Origin of the sequence: Streptomyces umbrinus (assembly GCF_030817415.1) — a bacterium.
In the GTDB taxonomy this organism is placed as follows: domain Bacteria; phylum Actinomycetota; class Actinomycetes; order Streptomycetales; family Streptomycetaceae; genus Streptomyces; species Streptomyces umbrinus_A.
Map to the genome: position 1 here is coordinate 8,173,559 of NZ_JAUSZI010000002.1, position 21,147 is coordinate 8,194,705.

17 protein-coding genes are annotated in these 21,147 nt (G+C 70.9%); 4 read left to right on the forward strand and 13 right to left on the reverse strand.

Going from position 1 to position 21,147, the window contains the following annotated elements:
• Positions 1 to 109: 109 nt before the first annotated feature.
• From QF035_RS36115 to QF035_RS36150, 8 genes are all read right to left on the reverse strand, one after another.
• Positions 110 to 1,117 carry an LLM class F420-dependent oxidoreductase gene (locus QF035_RS36115; protein ID WP_307524953.1) on the reverse strand — a complete coding sequence of 336 codons (1,008 nt, stop codon included), beginning with the start codon at positions 1,115 to 1,117 and terminating at the stop codon, positions 110 to 112.
• Between the two features lie 132 nt (positions 1,118 to 1,249).
• Positions 1,250 to 2,092, reverse strand: a complete 843-nt coding sequence (locus QF035_RS36120; RefSeq protein ID WP_307524954.1) for a hypothetical protein — start codon at positions 2,090 to 2,092, stop codon at positions 1,250 to 1,252.
• Between the two features lie 158 nt (positions 2,093 to 2,250).
• On the reverse strand, positions 2,251 to 3,228 hold the full coding sequence (locus QF035_RS36125) for an N-acetylmuramoyl-L-alanine amidase (RefSeq protein ID WP_307531695.1): 978 nt from the start codon (positions 3,226 to 3,228) through the stop codon (positions 2,251 to 2,253).
• A gap of 199 nt (positions 3,229 to 3,427) precedes the next feature.
• The gene (locus QF035_RS36130) at positions 3,428 to 4,612 is read right to left on the reverse strand and encodes a sialidase family protein (protein WP_307524955.1); all 1,185 of its coding nucleotides are present in this window, start codon (positions 4,610 to 4,612) and stop codon (positions 3,428 to 3,430) included.
• Positions 4,600 to 5,142, reverse strand: coding sequence for an RICIN domain-containing protein (locus tag QF035_RS36135; RefSeq protein WP_307524956.1), 543 nt, complete (start codon positions 5,140 to 5,142; stop codon positions 4,600 to 4,602). The genes QF035_RS36130 and QF035_RS36135 overlap by 13 nt, the downstream gene beginning before the upstream one ends.
• Before the next feature lie 199 nt (positions 5,143 to 5,341).
• Positions 5,342 to 6,379 carry a helix-turn-helix domain-containing protein gene (locus QF035_RS36140; RefSeq protein WP_307524957.1) on the reverse strand — a complete coding sequence of 346 codons (1,038 nt, stop codon included), beginning with the start codon at positions 6,377 to 6,379 and terminating at the stop codon, positions 5,342 to 5,344.
• 137 nt (positions 6,380 to 6,516) lie between these two features.
• Positions 6,517 to 7,167, reverse strand: coding sequence for a class I SAM-dependent methyltransferase (locus QF035_RS36145; RefSeq protein ID WP_307524958.1), 651 nt, complete (start codon positions 7,165 to 7,167; stop codon positions 6,517 to 6,519).
• A 153-nt stretch (positions 7,168 to 7,320) separates the two neighbouring features.
• On the reverse strand, positions 7,321 to 9,090 hold the full coding sequence (locus QF035_RS36150; protein WP_307524960.1) for an MFS transporter: 1,770 nt from the start codon (positions 9,088 to 9,090) through the stop codon (positions 7,321 to 7,323).
• Positions 9,091 to 9,311: 221 nt separating this feature from the next.
• On the opposite strand from QF035_RS36150, the gene QF035_RS36155 reads away from it, so the two are divergent.
• Positions 9,312 to 11,576 carry an acyl-CoA dehydrogenase gene (locus QF035_RS36155; protein WP_307524962.1) on the forward strand — a complete coding sequence of 755 codons (2,265 nt, stop codon included), beginning with the start codon at positions 9,312 to 9,314 and terminating at the stop codon, positions 11,574 to 11,576.
• Positions 11,573 to 12,787 (forward strand): lipid-transfer protein, encoded by a 1,215-nt coding sequence (locus tag QF035_RS36160; RefSeq protein WP_307524964.1) that lies wholly within the window; start codon positions 11,573 to 11,575, stop codon positions 12,785 to 12,787. Before QF035_RS36155 ends, QF035_RS36160 begins: the two co-directional genes overlap by 4 nt.
• Positions 12,788 to 13,011: 224 nt before the next feature.
• On the opposite strand, the gene QF035_RS36165 is transcribed toward QF035_RS36160, so the two are convergent.
• The gene (locus tag QF035_RS36165; protein ID WP_307524966.1) at positions 13,012 to 14,184 is read right to left on the reverse strand and encodes an IS4 family transposase; all 1,173 of its coding nucleotides are present in this window, start codon (positions 14,182 to 14,184) and stop codon (positions 13,012 to 13,014) included.
• Positions 14,185 to 14,538: 354 nt separating this feature from the next.
• On the opposite strand from QF035_RS36165, the gene QF035_RS36170 reads away from it, so the two are divergent.
• Positions 14,539 to 15,975: a DHA2 family efflux MFS transporter permease subunit gene (locus tag QF035_RS36170; RefSeq protein ID WP_307524967.1), complete on the forward strand. Its 1,437-nt coding sequence runs from the start codon at positions 14,539 to 14,541 to the stop codon at positions 15,973 to 15,975.
• A gap of 169 nt (positions 15,976 to 16,144) precedes the next feature.
• On the opposite strand, the gene QF035_RS36175 is transcribed toward QF035_RS36170, so the two are convergent.
• From QF035_RS36175 to QF035_RS36190, 4 genes are all read right to left on the reverse strand, one after another.
• Complete coding sequence (locus QF035_RS36175; RefSeq protein WP_307531697.1) at positions 16,145 to 16,777, reverse strand: response regulator transcription factor; 633 nt, start codon at positions 16,775 to 16,777, stop codon at positions 16,145 to 16,147.
• A 183-nt stretch (positions 16,778 to 16,960) separates the two neighbouring features.
• Positions 16,961 to 18,256, reverse strand: a complete 1,296-nt coding sequence (locus QF035_RS36180) for a sensor histidine kinase (protein ID WP_373466789.1) — start codon at positions 18,254 to 18,256, stop codon at positions 16,961 to 16,963.
• Positions 18,257 to 18,271: 15 nt separating this feature from the next.
• Positions 18,272 to 18,994 (reverse strand): ABC transporter permease, encoded by a 723-nt coding sequence (locus QF035_RS36185; protein WP_307524972.1) that lies wholly within the window; start codon positions 18,992 to 18,994, stop codon positions 18,272 to 18,274.
• Entirely contained in the window at positions 18,991 to 19,959 is a 969-nt protein-coding gene (locus QF035_RS36190; protein WP_307531699.1) for an ABC transporter ATP-binding protein, read from the reverse strand. The genes QF035_RS36185 and QF035_RS36190 overlap by 4 nt, the downstream gene beginning before the upstream one ends.
• A gap of 291 nt (positions 19,960 to 20,250) precedes the next feature.
• Between QF035_RS36190 and QF035_RS36195 the strand changes: the two genes are divergently transcribed.
• Complete coding sequence (locus QF035_RS36195) at positions 20,251 to 21,126, forward strand: MaoC/PaaZ C-terminal domain-containing protein (RefSeq protein WP_307524974.1); 876 nt, start codon at positions 20,251 to 20,253, stop codon at positions 21,124 to 21,126.
• The last annotated feature ends 21 nt before the right edge of the window (positions 21,127 to 21,147 follow it).

Sequence of the window (21,147 nt, forward strand, 5' to 3'; positions counted from 1 at the left end):
CGTAAGGGGCGCGGGGAACTGCGCGACCAGCCACGGACGACCTGCGACCGCAAATCCACCCCAGGACACAACGGCGACAAGGCGAACCATGCCCAGCCCAGGGGAGCGCTCAGTTCAGCTCCGCCAGCGTGCGCAGCGTAAGCCGGTCCGGTGACAGCACCAGCAGGTCCGTCACCGGACCCTTCCTCCACAACTCCAGCCGCTCCGCGATCCGTTCGCGCGGGCCGACCAGCGAGATCTCGTCGGCGAACGCGTCCGGCACGGCGAGTACCGCCTCCTCGCGACGGCCCGCCAGGAACAGCTCCTGGATACGGCGGGCCTCCTCCTCGAAGCCCATCCGCGCCATCAGGTCGGCGTGGAAGTTGCGTGCCGCGTGCCCCATGCCGCCGATGTAGAAGCCGAGCATCGCCTTCACGGGCAGCAGCCCTTCGGCGACGTCGTCACAGACCTTCGCCCGGGCCATGGGCGCGACGAGGAAGCCCTCGGGAGCCGCACCGAGGGAGGCTTCGTACACATCGGTCCTGAACGGCGACCAGTACAACGGCAGCCAGCCGTCCGCGATCCGGGTGGTCTGCGCGATGTTCTTCGGCCCCTCGGCGCCAAGGAGGATGGGCAGTTCGGCACGGAGGGGATGCGTGATCGGCTTGAGCGCCTTGCCGAGTCCCGTGCCGTCCTCGCCCCGGTAGGGATGCGAGTGGAACCGCCCGTCCAGCTCCACGGGCGCCTCGCGCCTGAGGACCTGGCGTACGACGTCGACGTACTCCCGGGTCGCGGTGAGCGGCGACTTGGGGAACGGGCGCCCGTACCAGCCCTCGACGACCTGCGGACCCGATAGGCCGAGGCCGAGCATCACGCGCCCGCCCGAGAGATGGTCGAGCGTGAGCGCGTGCATCGCGGTCGTGGTGGGGGAGCGGGCGGCCATCTGGGCAATCGCCGTGCCCAGCTTGATCCTTGAGGTCTGGGCGGCGATCCAGGTGAGCGGTGTGAAGACGTCGGAGCCCCAGGACTCGGCGGTCCACACGGAGTCGTATCCGAGCCGCTCCGCCTCCTGCGCGAGAGGCACGTGGTCCGCCGAGGGGCCGCGTCCCCAGTAGCCGAGGGCGAGTCCTAGCCGCATGCACACCACTCCTGACGGTCCGTCAGATGTCGGATACCCCGGCGACTGTACGCCGAACGGCCCCCCACCCGGAAGAGCGCCGAAGTGCTCGTGAGGGTGGAGGGCCGTGGTGGAACCCGGCGGCGGTGTGTGTCAGCCGCGCTGGATCCCGGACGTGTCCTGCAGAACACCGCGGCGGCCGTCCTGCGTCTGCGCCACCAGGCTCGGGCCGCGCTGCTCGACGGCCAGGTACCAGGTGCCCGGCGCCAGTTCGGCGATCGGCGTCGGCGAACCGTCCTCCGCGAACAGCGGACGCGGCACCGGCACGGCGAACCAGAACGGCGAGAAGTCCCCGGCGGGCGGCTGCGCCTGCGGAGCCTGCGCCTGCTGCGGCTGGGGCTGCGTACCGAACGGCTGACCGGGCTGACCCGGCTGCGGCTGGCCGCCGTAGGGCTGGCCGGGCTGCGGGGCACCGGCGCCCGGGTAGCCGTAACCACCCTGCGGCTGGCCGCCGTACGGCTGCGGGGCGGCCGGCTTGGGGGCGGGGAGGAGGGGGCCCTTGAGGGCCGGCACGAGGGGAGTCGCGACCGCAGCGCCGGCGAGGGCCAGGGTGGCGATCAGGCTGAGGATGAGACCGGTGCCCGCCCCGAAGTTGGTGAGACCGCCGTTGTTGTCGAAGCCGCCGGCCGGGTCGAAGATGTTGCCGAGCGCGCTCCAGGCGGCGAACACCGTGAAGGCGATGCCGAACGGGCCGAGTTCGAGACCGGCGACCTTCGGCAACTGCGGCAGGCCGCGGGCGACGACGATCAGCGCGGCGCCGATGAGGCCGGCGAAGGTGACGCTCAGGAGGAGAGGGCCACTTCCCCAGGCGTTGGGAATCTCGGCGCTGTCGCTGGCCCCGTCGATCGAGTAAATGTCGAGGAACGACGCGATCAACAGCAGAACCGCTGCTCCGATCACCACGCCGTCGCCTCGAGTGAGGGAGCGGATATTCACTTCAGGTCCTTCGTCAGTCGTCTCGTCATCGGTGGAGGCGTCGCTGTCACCATGTCGCCGTAAGGCCCCGGTGTGAAGCGCGGGGGTGGCCCCTCATCGTAGAGACGACACTATCGTCAGGCCCACAGGGGTGTCCGCACGGATATGTGCGCTGATCACTACCCGTGCAGGAAACTCACGATTCCCTCAGAGATTCCTTGCGCCGCCTTCTGCCTCCACGCGCTGCTGGTCAGCTGTGCGGCGTCCTTGCTGTCGCGCATGTTGCCGCACTCGATGAAGACCTTCGGAACCGTTGACAGATTGAGACCGCCGAGGTCCTCGCGGACGTCGAGACCGGTTCCGCCGCCGATGTAGTTGGAGGGGGCGCTGCCTGTGACGCGCAGGAAGCTGCCCGCGACGCGCTCGCCGAGCTCGCGGGACGAGGCCACGATCGGCCGGGTGTCGGCCGCGCCGGAGTGCACCGAGCCGGGCAGGATCACGTGGAAGCCGCGGTTGCCGGCGCCCGCGCCGTCCGCGTGGATCGACACCACGGCGTCGGCGTCGGCCTTGTTCCCGATCTCGGCCCGCTCGTCGACGCACGGGCCCCAGGAGCGGTCGCCGTCCTGCGTGAACTTCACGGTGGCGCCCTCCTTCTCCAGGACGGTGCGCATCCGGCGGGCGACGTCGAGGGTGAACTTCGCCTCGGTGTAACCGTCGTTGGTCGCCGTACCCGTCGTGTCGCACTCCTTCGAGTTCGTCCCGATGTTCACCTGCTGGTTGATCTCGGAGGTGTGCTGGAAGTTGCCGGGGTTGTGACCGGGGTCGATGACGACGACCTTGCCCTTGAGCGGGCCGGAGCCGGCGGGGGCCGAGGCGGAGGGCGAGCCGCCGGGCTTCTCGCTGTCGCCCGTCCCGCCGGAGTCGCCGGGCTGCTCCTTGCCGTCGTCCGAGGCGCCCGGTGTGGCCGGCCTGCCCCACGAGGAGGACGGGGACGAGGGCGACGCCTGCGCGTCCCCGCCGGAGTCCCCCACGGTCTGCCACACCAGCCAGCCCACCAGCGCGCCCGGCACGAGCGCGGCGACGGCCACGGTCAGGGGGCCGCGCAGGGGGTGGCGCGGGGGACGGGGAGGTTCGAAGTCAGGACCTACGTACGACACGCCTGCCACCTTACGGGCAGCCCCCGGGGTCCGCAGGTTTCCCTGGGCCACGCCGGTGACGGTGTCGACGAGCAAGTCTGTGACGGTGTCGGCGGCCAGGACTGTGGCGGTGTGGACGATCACGCAGTGCGGGCCGGAGCGCCCCTGATCGAGGGGGCTCCGGCCCGTCTGTGCCGCGTACCGCCGCTCTGCCGGATGGCTACGTGTCGGAGATGTCGAGCTTGTTCACCTTGATGCGTGAGGTGTCGTGTTCCCAGACGACGAAGAACTTGCCGGGCGCGTACTCGTCGGCCATCGGGTACCTGTCCCAGCCGGCACCGTCGCTGGTGGTCTCAGCGGCGCCGTCGGCGAAGAACTTGGCGGCTCGCCAGGCGTTGCCGGGGGTCTTGACCTTGTAGTTCAGGGTCAGCTTGTTGTCGGCGGTGTTGTAGATGGTCAGGTACCGGCCGGTGCTGTCCTTGGTGAAGTAGACCTTGGAGTCGTACCCGGGCACGTTGGTGTCCAGGGCGAAGGAGGACCAGGACTTGCCCCCATTGGTGCTGGTGGCCGTCAGCGCGTACTTCTGGGTTCCGCCGTTGAGGGTGTTGCGGGCGACCATGACCAGCTTGTTCGGGTCGTCCTGCGAGACGACGAGCTGCGGTTCGCCCGCCAGATAGCCCGTCGCGTTGGCCGCGGGAGTGCCTGCCGTCCAGTTCACGAGGTCCGTGGAGTACAGGGCCCCGTTCTTCCTGCCCGACGCCCAGTACGGCATGACGTGCGTTCCGTCGGCCAGTTGGACCGGACGTCCGGCGAGCGCGAGGTTCCCCAGGCCGGAGCCGGTGTTGTCGGTGGTGTCCAGGTCGAGCGGCATATTGACGGTGAAGTCCTGCCAGGTGTGACCCTCGTCGGTGCTGCGCTTGGCGACGACGGCGTTGATCGGCAGGCCGTTGTTGCTCTCGGTGGCGGAGGTCCGGCCGAGGTACGCGAAGATCTCGTTGCCCGTCTGGTACAGGACGACGTAGTGCCAGGCGTACTCGCTGGTCTCCTGCGCCAGGGTCTGCGGGCGGCTCCAGTGCGCGCCGCCGTCGGTCGTGTACGAGTACCGGATGTACCCCCGGTCCACGACGCGCGCGCCGGGCTTGCTGATCACCGCGGCGGTGGTGCCCTCCCGCCAGGCGACGACCGCGTTGTTCGCGCTGGTGCTGATGATGTCGGGGGTGCGGGTGCCGTCGCCCTCGGTCACCGCGTTCCTGTAGACCGTCACCTCGCCGGAGACTCCCTCGGCGGAGGCGCGGTCGGGGGCGATGAGGAGGGCCCCGAGGACGGCGGCGACGAGGGCGAGGAGTGTCGCCAGGAGTATCGGCCGCGGCCGACGTGAGGCCTGCTGTGCCGTTACCAGAGCCATCGCTGGTCCACGCTCTCTTCCGAGCAGCCCCACTGTGCGGGCTCGGTTCCGTTGGCCGTTTCGCTGTTGAGGAAGGCCAGGCAGAGGTTGCTGTTGGCGTTCCGGAGTCGGTCGGTCTCGTCGTGGGCCCAGACCTGGTCCTGGTTGTCGGTGCACTGCCACTGGATGGCCTTGGCGCGCGGCTCCGTGCTCGAACCCCCGATGGCGAGGCACTTGCCGGTCGCCTGGTTACGCACCCGGTAGCCGTTCGTCACGGGTTCGAGCGTCCAGTACTGGCTCGCGCTGGTACTGCAGTTCCACTGGATCAGCACGGCCTTGTCCGGATCGGCGTTGGGGACGGCGAGGCACTTTCCGGTGGCCTGGTTGTAGAGCCGGGCGTACACCGGCGCCTCGGCGGCCGCGGCCGCCACGGTGGTCCCGGCCGTCTCGGCGCTCTCCGCCGCCGACGCCGTACCGGTCAGCGAGGACCCCGTCAGCACGGGTGCGCTCAGCAGGGCGACGGCCGCCGCGGCGACGGCTCGTCTTCGCACGCTGGACGTTCCTGGCACTCTGCTCCGCATCAACTGCTCATCTCCTTCTTCGTCTTCTTCCGCGTACGAGAAAAGGAAGGAGGGGCGCCCTCCCCCGTGGGACGCCCCTCCTGAGGCCGCGCGGCCTTCCCCGCACCAGCATGTGTGTCACTCCTGGGGCTGTCGTTAGGTGTGAGTCCACAGTTCCTGCGCTCTGCGTCTACTCCGTCTGTTCCGTCTGTTCCGTCTGTTCCGGTGAGGAGAGCGCCTGGAGCCGGTACTCCTTGGGCGTGAGCCCGTACGCGGTGCGGAAGGCGCGGGTGAAGTCGGAGGCGCGCGGGAGACCCCAGCGGGCGGCGACGGTGTGGACGGGGACGGCGCGCAGCGCGGGGTCCGCCAGTTCGCGCCGGGCACCCTCCAGTCGCAGACGGCGGATCCAGGCCGCGACCGTCTCGCCCTCGCCGTTCTCGCCCGCGCCCGGCGCCTGTTCCTGGAAGAGCCGGTGCAGATAGCTGACGGAGATGTGATGCGCGGCGGCGATCACCGGCGGTGTCAGCTCCGGGTCGTGCAGGTTCTGCCGGATGAACGCCCGTATGTGCGCGGTCATGGCGCGGTGCCGGGTCTCCGGCGGCAGGGCGTCCTCCGCATCGAGCACCTGGGCGAACCAGGCCGAGAGGAGATCGATCAGGACCGTACCCAGGCGCGGTGCGTCGGACGGCTGGAGGAAGTCGGCCTGCCGGTCGAGGCCGGTGAGGAACTCCGTCAGCAGCGCGCCCGTTCCCTCCCGTCCCGACAACCGTCTGCCCAGCAGCGCCCGGACCCGGTCCGGTGACACGGCCAGCAGAGCCTTGGGGAAGTCCACGGCCACGCCCGTGACCAGACGGCGGTCGCCGTCGCGCGGCGGTCGTACGTCGTAGGGCTCCGAGGTGTCGGTCACCCACAGGTCGCGTGCCTTGTACACGTCGGTCAGCCCGATGTGATCGAGCCCCAGCTCGCCGCCGAGCACCAGTGACAAGTGGTACATCTCGGGGTCGGACTGTCGCACCAGCTTCTCGGTCCGCCGGAACCTCGTCGGTACCACCGACACCGGCCACACCATCGCGGGCCCCAGCTCCAGCAGGCGCTGTTCCGCCCAGAATTCGCCGGCGTGGTCACTGGTGATGTCGCTCGGTGCGATCGCCCGGTGGACCAGCTCACGCCAGTAGTCGAACCTGTGCTCCGCAGGCACGTCCTCGCTCCGGAACACCGTCCCGATCATCCCGCCCCGTCCCTCTCCGGCCGCCGGGCGCGCCGCCGCCCGATTCCGCCCGTGCGGAGGGTACTTCAATCTTCATACGGTGCATTCGGGTGCCTTGGGAAGCCGACTCGGGCCGGACATCGAGACCACCCTCAGCCTCAAACCCCCGCGCCCGTCCGCCGCAGCACCCGCAGCGAATCCGTCACCGAGACCTCCGTGAACGCGCCCGACTCCAGCGCCCGCAGATACACGCGATACGGCGCCTGCCCGGTGAACTCGTCCACCGGATCGGGGAACACGTCGTGGATGAGCAGCAGCCCGCCCTCGGCGACATGGGGCGCCCAGCCCTCGTAGTCGCCGGTCGCGTGCTCGTCCGTGTGGCCGCCGTCGATGAAGACGAGGCCGAGAGGGGAGTTCCAGAAGGCGGCGATCTGCGGCGAGCGTCCGACGACGGCGACCACATGGTCCTCCAGGCCCGCCCGGTGGAGCGTACGGCGGAAGGTCGGGAGCGTGTCCATGACGCCGAGCTCCGGATCGACCGTCGCCGGGTCGTGGTACTCCCAGCCCGGCTGCTGCTCCTCGCTGCCGCGGTGGTGGTCGACGGTGACCGCCGTGACCCCGGCCTCACGCGCCGCACCGGCCAGCAGAACCGTCGAACGCCCGCAGTACGTCCCGACCTCCAACAGCGGCAGCCCCAGCCGCCCCGCCTCGACAGCAGCCTCGTACAACGCCAGCCCTTCCCCCACGGGCATGAACCCCTTGGCCCCCTCAAAGGCAGCGAGAATCTCCGGCTTGGGCGCGGCGGGCATGGGGTTCCTCCAGGTGGTACGGGTGTCCGGCCGCCCCATGGTGACAGGGCAGGGGCGCAGCCCCGCCCTCAGGGGCGCGGGGAACTGCGCGACCAGCCCCCACCGACCCGCAGCCTCAATCCGACCCGCCCCGCGGAGCGCTCCCGCGGAGCGCTACGCAGGGACGACGCTCGGCAGCGCGAGATCCACCTCGACCACCCGAACCCCACCGGGATGGCTCGCCCCCGAGGCAAGCGGCCCATGCCCCCCGGCGGTGACGGCCAGCACATACGCACCTTCCGAGGGCACGGCGAGCACATAGTCGCCGCCCTCCGCCGAGAGCGTCGCCCCCGCCTGCCGCCCCCGCCGGTCGATCAGCGTGACCTTGGCCCGGGCAACAGGAACACCGTCGGCGGTGAGGACACGGCCACGGAAACCGGCCGATGCGGTCTGGTCGGCCGGGGCCAGTTCAGGGGAGACCTCGCCGTATTCGGCGTCCTCGCTGGACGCCACCAGATGCGGCTTCTCCGCGTTCGCAGCCGCCCGCCGTCCCGGCAGGAACGCCGCGAACACCAGGCCCAGCAGCACCGCACCCGTGGCGATCAGGAAGGACACCCGGAAGCCGTGCATCGTGGGAACGGCCACGCCACCCACCTGGTCCGCGGTGTTCGCCAGGACCATCCCGATCACGGCACTCGACACGGACGTACCGATCGAGCGCATCAACGTGTTGAGGCCGTTCGCCGCACCGGTCTCCGACGCCGGCACGGCACCGATGATCAGCGCGGGCAGCGAGGAGTACGCGAGGCCGATGCCCGCGCCCAGGACGACGGCGATGACGATGGTCTGCCAGGCGGCGCTCATCAGGCCGAGGCCGGCGCCGTAGCCGACCGCGATGATCAGCATGCCGATCATCAGGGTGACCTTGGGGCCGTACTTGGCGGAGATACGGGCGTACACCGGCGCCGTGAACATCATCGTCAAGCCGAGCGGCGCCACGCACAGACCCGCGACGACCATGGACTGGCCGAGGCCGTAACCGGTCGACGTGGGCAGCTGGAGGAGCTGGGGCAGGACGAGCGAGACGGCGTAGAAGGCGACGCCGACCATGATCGAGGCGAGGTTGGTGAAGAGCACCGCGCGGCGGGCCGTGGTGCGCAGGTCGACCAGCGGCGCCTTCACGCGCAGCTCCATCACGCCCCACAGGAGGAGGACGACGGCCGCCGCGCCGAACAGGCCGAGCGTGGTACCGGACGTCCAGCCCCAGTCGCTGCCCTTGGTGATCGGCAGGAGGAAGAGGACGAGACCGGCGGAGAGGCCGAGCGCGCCCCAGACGTCGAAGGTGCCCACGGCCCGCATCGGGGATTCCGGTACGAAGACCAGGGTGAGCAGGATCGAGAGGGCGCCGAGGCCCGCGGAGCCGAAGAACAGCGCGTGCCAGTCGGCGTGCTGCGCGACCAGGGCCGCGACCGGCAGGGCAAGACCGCCGCCGACGCCGATCGAGGAGCTCATCAGGGCCATCGCCGAGCCGAGCTTCTCGCGCGGCAGCCCGTCGCGCATCAGGCCGATGCCGAGCGGGATGGCGCCCATCGCGAAGCCCTGAAGGGCACGGCCGACGATCATCACGAGCAGTTCACTGGTGAAGCCGGCTATCAGCGAGCCCACGACCATCACGGCCAGGCTCGCGATCAGCATGCGCCGCTTGCCGTACAGGTCGCCGAGGCGCCCCATGATCGGTGTGGCCACGGCGCCCGCGAGCAGGGTCGAGGTCATCACCCAGGTGGCGTTGCTCGGCGAGGTGCCCAGCAGCTCGGGCAGGTCCTTGATGACCGGCACGAGCAGGGTCTGCATCACCGCGACAACGATGCCCGCGAAGGCCAGCACCGGAACGATTCCGCTGCCGCTGGGCCTTCGCGTGCGCGGTTCCGTCGTTGTCCGGGTCATTACGTGCTGCCTCCAGAGGCGAGAGCGGGGTAGGTGCAGGGTGAACCCCGTGCGCCCAGGCAACTATTCCGTTGCTTCGAGCCGCTAACGAATTCTTGACTTTCTCATTACATGGAGACGTGGACGAGGAGCGGGTCGGAAGCGGATCGGAAGGAGGCCGGAAGTGGATCCGTCGGTATCTGACCTTCCGTCAGATTGGAACGTGTTCTAGTCTGCGCCGCATGGGGATCGGGATCACGCGGGAACAGCGGGACCTGGCCGAGGCCGTACGCGGCTGGATCGCCCGGACGGTGCCACCCGAGGAAACGCGCAAGCTGCTCGACGCACCCGGCGGCCAGGGCGGACGCCCCGCCCACTGGGACGCGCTCGCCGCGCAGGGTTTCCTCGCGGTGCACCTCCCGGAGGAGTGCGGAGGCGGCGGCGGGACGGTGCTCGACCTCGCCGTCGTGCTGGAGGAGGCCGCGCGGGCGGCGCTCCCCGGGCCGTACGCGGCGAACGCGCTCGCCTCGCTCGTGCTCGCGAGGGCGGGCGCCGCGGCCGGGGAACTGGTACGGGCCCTGGCCGGGGGCGAGCGGATCGGGGCGGTCGCCCTCGGGACCGGGACGCTGACCGCCGAGGCAGACGTGGACGGGTACGGGTACGTGCTCGACGGGACGGCTCCGCCCGTACTGTCCGGCGGCGACGCGGACCTGCTGATCCTGGCGGCGTCGGTGCCCGTGTCTGTCCCGGCGTCGGCGTCGGTGCCGTTGCCGGTCTCGGCTTCGGCTTCGGCGCCGGGTGGCCGCACTCTGTGGCTGGCCGTTGACGCCTCGCAGCTCTCCGTCCGTGTCCACGAGAGCGCCGACCCGACGCGGCCGACCGCGGAGGTCGTGGCCACGGCGGTACGGGTCCCGGCGGACCGGGTCCTCGACGTCGACTCGGCGCTCGTGCGGGACCTGGCAGCCGCCGTGTTCGCCGCCGACGCGTGCGGGACCGCCGCGTGGGCGCTGGAGACCGCGGCCGCGTACGCGAAGGTGCGGGAGCAGTTCGGGCGGCCCATCGGGCAGTTCCAGGGGATCAAGCACCTGTGCGCCGACATGCTGGTCCGCGTGGAGCGGGCAGGTGCGCTGGCGTGGGACGCGGCGCGTGCCGTACAAGAGCCCGACAGCGTACGGGAGTTGGTGACCGCTCTCGCCGCCGGTGTCGCTCTCGACGCGGCCCTCACGTGCGCCAAGGACTGCGTCCAGGTGCTCGGCGGCATCGGCTTCACCTGGGAACACGACGCGCATCTCTACCTCCGACGGGCCCTGGTGGCACGGCAGTTGCTCGGTGGCGGGCATCTCCTGCGGGCGGTCGGGGCGGCGGAGAACGGGGCGAGACGCGAGCTCCGTACGGAGCTTCCCGAGGCGGAGGCCGCACGGCACCGGGTGGCGGCCCGTGCCGTCATCGCACGCGTACGCGGCCTCGAACCGGCAGCCGTACGAAGGGAGTTGGCGCCCACCGGATACACCGCACCCCATCTGCCCCCGCCGTACGGACTCGGTGCAGGACCCGTCCAGCAGCTCGCCGTACAGGAGGAACTGGCAGCCGCCGGAGTACGCGTCGGCGATCTCGGGATCGCCACCTGGGTCGTACCGTCGCTCATCGCCTACGGGACCCGGGAACAGCAGGAGCGGTATCTGCTGCCCACGCTGTGCGGGGACGTGCTGTGGTGCCAGCTTTTCTCGGAGCCCGGTGCCGGGTCCGACCTCGCCTCGCTCCGCACCCGGGCCGAGCGGACCGCTGACGGGCGGTGGCGGGTCAACGGGCAGAAGGTGTGGACGAGTTCGGCCCAGTGGGCGGACTACGGGATCCTCCTCGCCCGGACGAACCCGGACGCGCCAAAGCACAAGGGGCTCACGTACTTCGTCGTCGACATGAAGGAGACGGACGGCATCGAGATCCGTCCGCTGAAGGAGATCACGGGCGAATCGCTCTTCAACGAGGTCTACTTCGACGACGTGGTGCTGCCCGCCGACGCCGTGGTCGGTTCGGTCGACGACGGCTGGCGGGTCGCACGCAACACCCTCGGCAACGAACGCGTCCACATGGCCGACCAGTTGACCTTCGGCACCGGCCTCGAAGCGATCGTCGCCCGCTCCGCCGACCTCGACGACACCGTGCGGGAACGCGTCGGAACCCTGATCGCGGAGGCTCACGCGCTGGGCTGCATCGGGCTCCGTACGACCATGCGGCAGGTCTCGGGAGTGGACCCGGGCGCCGGAGCCTCCGTACGCAAGCTCGTCCAGACCGCGCACCAGCAGAAGGTTGCCGAGCTGGCACTCGAACTCCTCGGCCCGGCCGGTGCGTTGCGCGAGGGCGCCGGCGAGCGGGCCGTGCACGGATTCCTGCTCAGCCGGTGTCTGACCATCGCCGGCGGGACGACGCAGGTGCAGCTGAACGTGGTCGCGGAGCGCATCCTCGGTCTGCCGAGGGACCAACCAACGGGAGACCGGGGAGAGTCATGAAGGCATACGTCGTCGGTGTGGGCATGACCAAGTTCGAGAAGCCGGAGACCCGGGACTGGCAGTACTGGGACATGGTCCGGGAGGCGGGCACGGGCGCCCTCGCGGACGCCGGGGTCTCGTACGACGCCGTGGAGCAGGTGCCCGTCGGCTACTGCTTCCAGGCCTCCACGGCAGGGCAGCGGGCCGTGTACGAACTCGGTCTGAGCGGTGTGCCCGTCTACAACGTGAACAACAACTGCGCGACCGGCTCGACCGCGCTGATGCTCGCCCGGCAGTTCGTGGAGGGCGGCGCGAGCGACTGCGTACTGGCGGTGGGGTTCGAGAAGATGGCGCGGGGTGCGCTCGGGGGCGGGGCCGATGGTGGTGCCCGCGGCGGAGCCGCTGATGACTGGAGCAAGACGTCACCTGTGGCGCGTCATTACGCCGTGATGGCGGCGCGGCACGGCTTCGAGATGACGCCGCCCACCGCCCAGATCTTCGGCGACGCGGCGCGCGAGCACATGGAGAAGTACGGCACGACCGAGGCGCAGCTCGCCGCCGTGGGAGCCAAGAACCACCGGCACTCGGCGAGCAACCCCTACGCGCAGTTCCAGGACGTCTACTCGGTCGACGAGATCCTCGCCGCGCGTAGCGTGCACGCGCCGCTGACCAAACTCCAGTGCTCGCCCACCTCGGATGGGGCCGCCGCGGCCGTCGTCGTGTCGGAGCGGTTCGTGGAACGGCACGGGCTGGGGGAGCGGGCCGTGGAGATCGTCGCGCAGGCGATGACCACCGACACGGAGGAGTCGTTCGCGTCCGGGTCGTGCATCGACGTCGTCGGGCAGCCGATGTCGCGGGCCGCCGCCCGGCAGGTGTACGAGAGGGCCGGGCTCGGCATCGAGGACGTCGACGTCGTGGAACTCCACGACTGCTTCTCCGTCAACGAGCTGCTGACGTACGAGGCGCTCGGCATGTGCGAGGAGGGGGAGTCCGGGAAGCTCGTCGAGTCGGGTGCGACGACGTACGGCGGACGCTGGGTGGTGAACCCCTCGGGCGGCCTCATCTCCAAAGGACACCCCCTGGGAGCCACCGGCATCGCCCAAGTCGCCGAACTGGTATGGCAGTTGAGGGGCGAGGCGGCGGCCCGGCAGGTGACGGGCGCCCGCGTCGGCCTCGCGCACAACATCGGGCTCGGGGGCGCGGCGGTGGTGACCCTGCTGAGGCGGGGCTAGGGCCAATGCCGTTGCGTTATGGGTCTGTGGGTTGGGGTCGTTTGATGAGGATGGCTTGGGTGCCGGTGCGGGTGGGCTGGGGCCAGTGGCGGTGTTCAGCCCGTTTGAGCCAGTAGTTGGACATCTTTCGTTTGACGACGCGGGGCTGGCTGCGCAGGCGTCTGGCGGGGAGGAGTCTTTCCAGCAGGTCTTCCTGGAGTAATCGCAAGGCCTGGACCAGGAGGTCAGGGGGAAAAGCTGCCGGGCGTGACGGTCACACTGCGGCGGGCGGAGCGCAGGGTCTCGGTGAAGGAGATGCGGTCGGGGTCGAGTTGGCGGGTAGCCGCGGTTCTGAGCATCAGTTCCCGCAGTGCATGGTGGACCAGGAGATGGGCCCAGATCTGTTGCAGGACACCGTCGGGTGTCTTGCTGCTGAGGACCACCTTCGCGCCGCGCTGGTGGGTTTTGATCTCGGCGAAGACGGATTCGATCTCCCAGCGTTCGCGGTAGAGGGCGGCCAGTTGCCGGGCCGGATAGCGGCGGGCGTCCAGGAGAGTGGTGATCAGGCGGTAGTCCTGGGCCGTGTCTTTGAGCTGGTAGGCCAGGACACGCACGGTGACCGGGTTGCGGTGGGAGGCGTCGGTGCCGGCATGGATGCGTGAGATCCAGGACCCGTCGCGCAGTGGCCTGTCGATGGGCAGGACACGGTTGGCGGGCACCCGCCACAGCAGGTCGGCGCCGGTGGCGGTGAAGGCCTGCCACAGCGGGACGCCGAGGAACTCGCGGTCGGCCAGCACGAGTTGGCCTGGCCCGCAGGAGCGGGGCAGGCGGCCCACCAGGGTCACTTCCCCGGTGCGGCAGCCGGCGAGTTCGGCGTCCAGCACTGCATGGCTGCCCACCTCCACCAAGGCGGCCATCCGCACCTGCACAAAGGCGCTCCGGCCGGTCCCACGACCGTTGCCGGGACGGCCGAAGGCCGCTTGATTGGCCTCACTGTCGGCGACATCCCAGCAGGTCCCGTCCACCGCCAGAACCCGCAGGCCCCGCCAGAACGCCCCCGGAGTCGCCTCGGTGGCCATCGGCTTCGCGGTCGTGGCGAACAGCACCCGCAGCGGCTCGGATCCCAGCCGCTGCCGGGCCCGAAACAGTGACGACTTCGCCGGAACATGCCAGTCACCCAGCAGTCCCAGACCGCGAAGCCCCGCGACCAGGTGCCGCATCACTTCTAGATACGGGGCGGGAGAGAACAGCGCCAGCCCCAGCACGAAGTACACCACCAGCCGGGCGGGCAGCAGCCGCTTACGCCGCTCGGACCGGCCACACGCTGCCACCACCCGATCCACCAACCCCGGCGGATACACCCAGGTCAACAGCCCCAGACCCGATAAGTCAGACACACTCGCGGCCACCCGCACCACCCCCGGGACCCACTCCCAACCAGCCTACGCCCAAGGCAAAAGCAACGGCATTGGGGCTAGGGCCTGTCTGACAATTCCCTCCCCCAGCCTCCGGCCGGGAGGTGCCCCCAGCCTCACGACGCCATGCACGCACTCTCGCCGCACCATGCGCAGAGCCAAGTACGTCCAGTACGAGGCTCTACGCCCGGCACGCCGAGAGCACGCACCTGACGCCGCGAGGCCGCCCTCCGGGCGACGACGGGAATTGTCAGACAGGCCCTAGCGGGTGCGAGAGGGCGGCAGAGGTCCTAGGTCCTGCGGCGGACGGATCGTCCAGCGAAATTCCGATGTACGGGGCACAAGACCGCTGCGAGCATGACACCCATGCCCACGCTCAGAGCCGCCGCAGAGATACCCGTGTCCGGTCGTTCCGCGCCACCCACCTGGGTGGTGGTCGCACTCGCGTGCGCGGGACAGTTCCTCGTCGTCCTCGATGTGTCCGTGGTCAATACGGCGCTGCCGTCGATGCGGGCCGACCTGGGGCTCAGCGCCCCGGGGCTCCAGTGGGTCGTCAACGCGTACACGATCGCCTTCGCCGGATTCATGCTGCTCGGCGGGCGGGCCGGGGACCTGTACGGCCGCAAGCGGATGTTCCTGATCGGGCTCGCGCTGTTCACGCTGGCCTCGCTCGCGGGCGGGCTCGCCCAGGAGGGCTGGCAGCTGCTGGCCGCACGGGCCGTGCAGGGTCTCGGGGCGGCGGTGCTCGCGCCCTCGACGCTGACGATCCTGACGTCGGCCGTGCCCGAGGGCGCGGCACGCGCGCGGGCCATCGCGACCTGGACCGCCGTCGGCGGGGGCGGCGGCGCGGCGGGCGGGCTCGTCGGCGGGGTCCTGGTCGACGGGCTGTCGTGGCGGTGGGTCCTGCTGATCAACGTGCCCATCGGTGCTGTGGTGCTGGCCGGCGCCCTGCTCTGGCTCGTCGAGAGCCGGGCCGGCGGCGGACGGCGGATCGACCTGCCGGGAGCCCTGCTGGTGACGGCGGGCCTCGCGACACTCGCGTACGGGATCGTGCAGACCGAGGCCGAGGGGTGGACCTCGGCCGCGACCCTGGTTCCGCTGGCCGCCGGGGCCGCCCTGATCGGGCTGTTCCTGCTGGTCGAGGCGCGGACGAAGGCGCCCCTGATGCCGCTGAAGCTGTTCCGCCTGAGGTCCGTGTCCTCGGCGAACGTGGCGATGTTCCTGTGCGGCTCGGCCATGTTCTGCATGTGGTTCTTCATGACGCTGTACGCGCAGAACGTGCTCGGCTACTCGCCGCTGGACGCCGGACTCGCGCTCGTGCCCAGCTCGCTCGCGGTGATCCTCGGCTCGAAGGTCGCGCCGCGGCTGATGCCCGTTGTGGGAGCGCGGAATGTCGCCGTGCTCGGGGCGCTGGTGGCCGCTGCCGGGTTCGGCTGGCAGTCCACGATGACCGCCGACGGTGCGTATCTCACCGCGATCATGTTCCCCGGCATCCTGATGATGCTCGGCGCCGGACTGTCCGCGACGCCCCTCGCCGCGCTGGCCACGTCGGGGGCGGAGCCGGGGGAGGCGGGGCTGGTGTCGGGGCTGATCAACACGTCCCGCACGATGGGGGGTTCTCTCGGGCTCTCCGTGATGGCGACGATCGCCGCGGCGCGGACCGGGGGCGGGCGGTCGCCGGAGGCACTGGCGGAGGGGTATGCGCTGGTGTTCCGCACGGGTGGGGGTGTGTTGCTGGTGGGGGTTGTGCTGATGCTGGTGTGGCTCCCGCGGGGGGTTGTGGGGCGGGGTTGAGGTTCGCTGCGGGTGGGTGGGGGCTGGTCGCGCAGTTCCCCGCGCCCCTGAAGACAAAAGCCGGGGCTACCGCCCCTGTCTTTTGTCTTCAGGGGGCGGTAGCCCTTGCTTTTAAGGGGCGCGGGGAACTGCGCGACCAGCCCCCACCGGCCCGCAGTCAACGAACCCCTTACAGCCACCCCTGCTGGCGAGCCTCCCGCATGGCCTCCATGCGATTCCGCGTCGCCGTCTTGCCGATCGCCGACGAGAGGTAGTTGCGGACGGTCGACTCGGAGAGATGGAGCTTCGACGCGATGTCGGAGACCGTCGCCCCGTCCACCGAGGCCTTCAGCACATCGCACTCACGCGCAGTGAGCGGGTTCGGCCCGGCACTCAACGCGGCCGCCGCGAGCGCGGGATCGATGACCGTCTCACCGGTCAGTACCCGGCGGATCGCCTCGGCCAGCTCCTCCACGGGCCCGTCCTTGACGAGGAACCCCGCGGCGCCCGCCTCCATGGCCCGCCGCAGATAGCCCGGCCGGCCGAAGGTGGTGAGGATCAGCACCCGGCAGTCGGGCGCCTCGTCCCGGAGCAGCGCGGCGGCGTCCAGGCCGCTGATGCCGGGCAGTTCGATGTCCAGCAGCGCCACGTCCGGCCGCCACTCCAGGGCCGCGCCCACGATCGCGTCCCCCGTCCCGACCTGCGCGACCACCTCGATGTCCGCCTCCAGGCCGAGGAGGAGGGCGAGGGCGCCCCGCATCATCCCCTGGTCCTCGGCGAGCAGAACGCGGATGGACTTGGCGGGCCGGTAGTCCCGGGGCATCTCGTTCACGGCCTCAGAGTAGGCCGCGTCAGCGCTCCGCTGGGGGTGCGTTGTTTGGCTGCGGGCCCGGTGGGGGCCGGTCGCGCAGTTCCCCGCGCCCCTGGCTTTTGTCTTTTAAGGGGCGCGGGGAACTGCGCGAGCAACCCCCACCCACCCGCAGCCGCACATCACACCCCAGCGGAGCTACCGGCTGGGCACGCGCCCAGTCGATAGCTCCGGCACACCCATCCGCTCGCCCGGATCCACCGGAAGCTCCGCCGCCACAGTGAACCCGTTCCGCGTCCCGGGCCTCGCCTCCAACGACCCCCCGGCCGCCGCAAGCCGCTCGGTCAGCCCCTTCAGGCCGGTACCGCCGATGCCGGGCACGGGCAATTCCGGCGACCCCGGCCCGCCGGGCGGCGCCACCCCCCGACCATCGTCCGTGATGCGGAGCCGGACACGCTCAGCCGAACCATCCACCGTGATCTCACAACGCCCCGCGCCACTGTGGCGCACCACGTTGGTGACCGCCTCGCGGACGACCCAGCCGAGCAGGACCTCGGTCTGGGCGGCGAGCGGCGGCCCGGACTGCCGGACGACCGGTTCGATACCGGCGGCCCGCAGGGCCGATCCCGCCCGGTCGAGATCCGCGGCGAGGCTGCCCTCGCGGTAACCGGTGACCGCCTCGCGGATCTCGGTCAGCGCCTGGCGGCCGACCGACTCGATGTCGGAGACCTGGACCAGCGCCGCGTCCATGTCGCGGGGCGCGAGCCGACGGGCAGCCTCCGACTTCACGACGATGACGGAGAGCGTGTGGCCGAGGAGGTCGTGCAGGTCACGGGAGAAGCGAAGACGTTCCTTCTCGACTGCCTGCCGGGCCAACTCCTCGCGGGCTGCGCGCAGTTCACGTACGGCGTCCGACAGGGAGAGGATCGCCGCGGTCACCATGGTGGACAGGAACGTGCCGTACGCGACGTTCACCGCGCCCCAGCCGTCCCGCAGCCCGGCCACGACACCCGCGAGCGCGCTCAGCCCGATGCCGGTCCTGCCGAGCCACCGCCCCCGGACGATCGCGCCCGCGGCCAGGCCGAGCAGCGGGAAGAAGAGCAGCCAGCTGCCGCCGTACAGGCCGCCGAGGAAACAGGTCACGATGCCCAGCGCGAGCAGCGCGCCCCGGGTGGAGCGGGCCTCGCGGGCCTCCTTGGTGAAGGCCCGGAACACCACATGGATGTAGAGGGAGTTGAAGACGAGGAGGCCGATGCCGCCGATCCACGGGTTCGGGGTTTTGCCCTGGAAGAGGTTGGAGAAGGCGCCCATGCCCATCAGGAGCCAGGGGAGCAGGGCGAAACCGCTGGGCGGCGGGCCCAGGTGCTCCGGGAGCTTTCCGGTCTTCTGCACGGCATTCCGGTCGGCGACGAACGCGTCCCGGTCGGCCTTCCGGTCCGTCCGCGACTCCTGCAACTCGGCCATCCGGCAGCTGACCCTTCGAAACCACGACATGGCCTCAGCCCCCTTTCAGACGGTCCGCGCGGTCCTGCGGTACGAGACCACAGCGTACGAGCCGAAGGCCAGCAGCCATCCGGTCAGCACCAGCACCGCCCCGAGGGCCGGCGCGTGCCCGTCGGCGACCGATGTGCCGAGCTGCGCGAACCGGTTCGTGGGTGTGTAGGAGGACAGGGACCGGAGCCAGGAGGGGAAGAGGCTCAGCGGGAACCACAGGCCGCCGACCACCGCGAGCGTCAGGTTGCACACCATGTTCATCACGCCCGTGGCCTGCGCGGTCAGCCGGTAGCCGTTGCCGAGGCCGAGCAGGGTGAAGGGGATCGAGCCGAGCCACAGCAGCAGCGCGATCACCGCCCACTTCCAGGCGTCGAGCCGTACGCCGTTGACCAGGCCGCCCGCCACCAGGACCGCGACGATCGCGGGCAGCACCGTCACCGCACCCGTGAGCGCCCGGCCCATCACGACCTGGCGCGGGCTCATCGGCGTGATCCGCAGTTGCCGCAGCCAGCCGACGGTCCGGTCCTCGGCGACTCCGCCGCCGGTGTTGAGGGCCGAGCCCATCGCGCCGTACGCGGCCATGCCGATCATCGAGGCGGTCCGCCACTCGTTGTCGGCGCCGTCGCCGAGGTTCGTGAACAGCAGATACATCACCACCGGCATCACGACACCGCCGATCACGAAGCCGGTGTCGCGCAGCGTCCGGCGGACTTCGAGGCGCAGGTAGTCGAGCGTCACACCGTCTCCAGGAAGGTACGGGCAGTACCGGTAGGGGCGTCGGAGGAGGTCAGGGCGAGGAACGCGTCGTCCAGCGAGGCCGGCGCGACCTCCAGGGCGTGTATCGCGCCGCGCTCGGCCAGCGCGATCACCGTCGCGTCCGAGTCGTCGGTCCGCAGCCGCGCCCGGTCGCCGCGCACCTCTACGGAGACCACCCCGGGAAGGTCCGCCAGCCCGTCCGGGGCGGCGCCGGCGAGGTCGAAGGCGACGAGGCTGCCGCCCGCGGCCCGCTTCAGCTGCTCGCCGGTGCCGTCGGCGACGATCCGGCCGTGGTCGATGACGACGATCCGGTCGGCGTTGGCGTCCGCCTCCTCCAGATAGTGGGTGGAGAAGAGGACGGTGTGACCGCGCCGCGTGAACGCCCGCATCGAGTCCCAGAAGGCGTACCGCGCCTCCACGTCCAGCGCCGCGGTCGGCTCGTCGAGCACGACCAGCGCGGGGTTCCCGACGAGCGCGACCGCGAACCGCACCCGCTGCGTCTGGCCCCCGGAGAGCCGGTCCACGCGCCGCCCGGCCAACTCGGCGATGCCCGCGAGCTCCAGCGCCTCGGCGACGGGCATCGGCGCGGGATACGTACCGGCCACGAACCCGACCAGTTCGCCCACCGTCACCCGTGGTACCGGCCGGCTGTCCTGGAGCATTGCGCCCACGCGCCCCGCCCGCACGGCCTCCTCCGTGGTGCCGCCGAAGAGGCGTACGACGCCCTCGTCCGGCTCGTTCAGGCCCAGCAGGAGCGAGATCGTGCTGGACTTGCCGGCGCCGTTGCGGCCCAGCAGTGCGACCGTCTCGCCGCGCGCGATCTCCAGGTCGACGCCGTCCACGGCCCGTACCGCACCGAAGGCCTTCACCGCCCCCGCGATGGAAACGGCCTGGTCCGCGGGCTCGCCCGCCCTGGTCTCCGCCGCCGTATTCCTGGTGTCGGCCATCGCCCTCGTCCCCGTCTTCGTCATGGGTACGACGCTACGAATCCGGGGGCCGGCGGGGCAGATGCGCAATGTACGGACTCGGGCAGGACAAATGTCACTGCCGTGTCCGTGCCACCCATCTGACATGCCGTCAGGAGTCTTCACATGTGCCGGACCCTGAGCTATACAGGTGGTCGCCGGACTGGAACGCGTTCTAGAACAGGCGGGTTCCCCGGCTCAGTGTCGACCTCGGTGCGGCCGACGGTGCGGACGGCCGCACCGGGGTCTTCCCCGCCGGCAGTCAGGAGCCCCATGCCCATCGACGTTGCCCAGGCCCTCGCGGCCGAGCCCCGGTCCGCCGGGATCGCCTGGGGTCACAAGGACGTCCAGCTCTACCACCTCGGCCTCGGCGCCGGCGCGAACCCCGACAAGGACAGCCCCGCGACGGACCCCGACGAGCTGCGCTACACCCTGGAGTCCCGGCTGCACGTGCTGCCGAGCTTCGCCACCGTCGCGGGCGCCGGCTCCCCGGGCGTGATCAACAGCCTTTCCATGCCGGGCATCGACGTCAACCTCGCGCACGTTCTGCACGGCGGCCAGACCGTCACGCTGCACCGTCCGATCCCCGTCGAGGGCCGGGCGACCGCCACCGGACGGATCGCGGCCGTCTACGACAAGGGCAAGGCCGCCATCCTCGTCATGCGCACCGAAGTCGCCGACGACGAGGGCCCGTTGTGGACCAACGACGCCCAGATCTTCGTACGCGGCGAAGGGGGCTTCGGTGGCGACCGGGGCCCCTCCACCCGCCCCGAACCGCCGACAGGCGAACCGGACCGGACGGTCGAGCGCGCGATCCGTGAGGACCAGGCGCTCCTGTACCGGCTCTCCGGCGACTGGAACCCGCTGCACGCCGACCCCGAGTTCGCCAAACTCGCCGGCTTCGACCGCCCGATCCTGCACGGGCTGTGCACGTACGGGATGACGCTGAAGGCCGTCGTGGACACGGCACTCGGCGGCGACGTCGGCCGGGTCCGCTCCTACGCCACGCGCTTCGCCGGGGTCGTGTACCCGGGCGAGACGCTGCGCATCCGTATGTGGCAGGGGGACGGCACGGTCCGTGTGACGGTGGGCGCGGCCGAACGGGACGACGCACCGGTCCTCGCCGACACCGTCGTCGAACACATCTGAGGGACCAGGGACCTACGTACG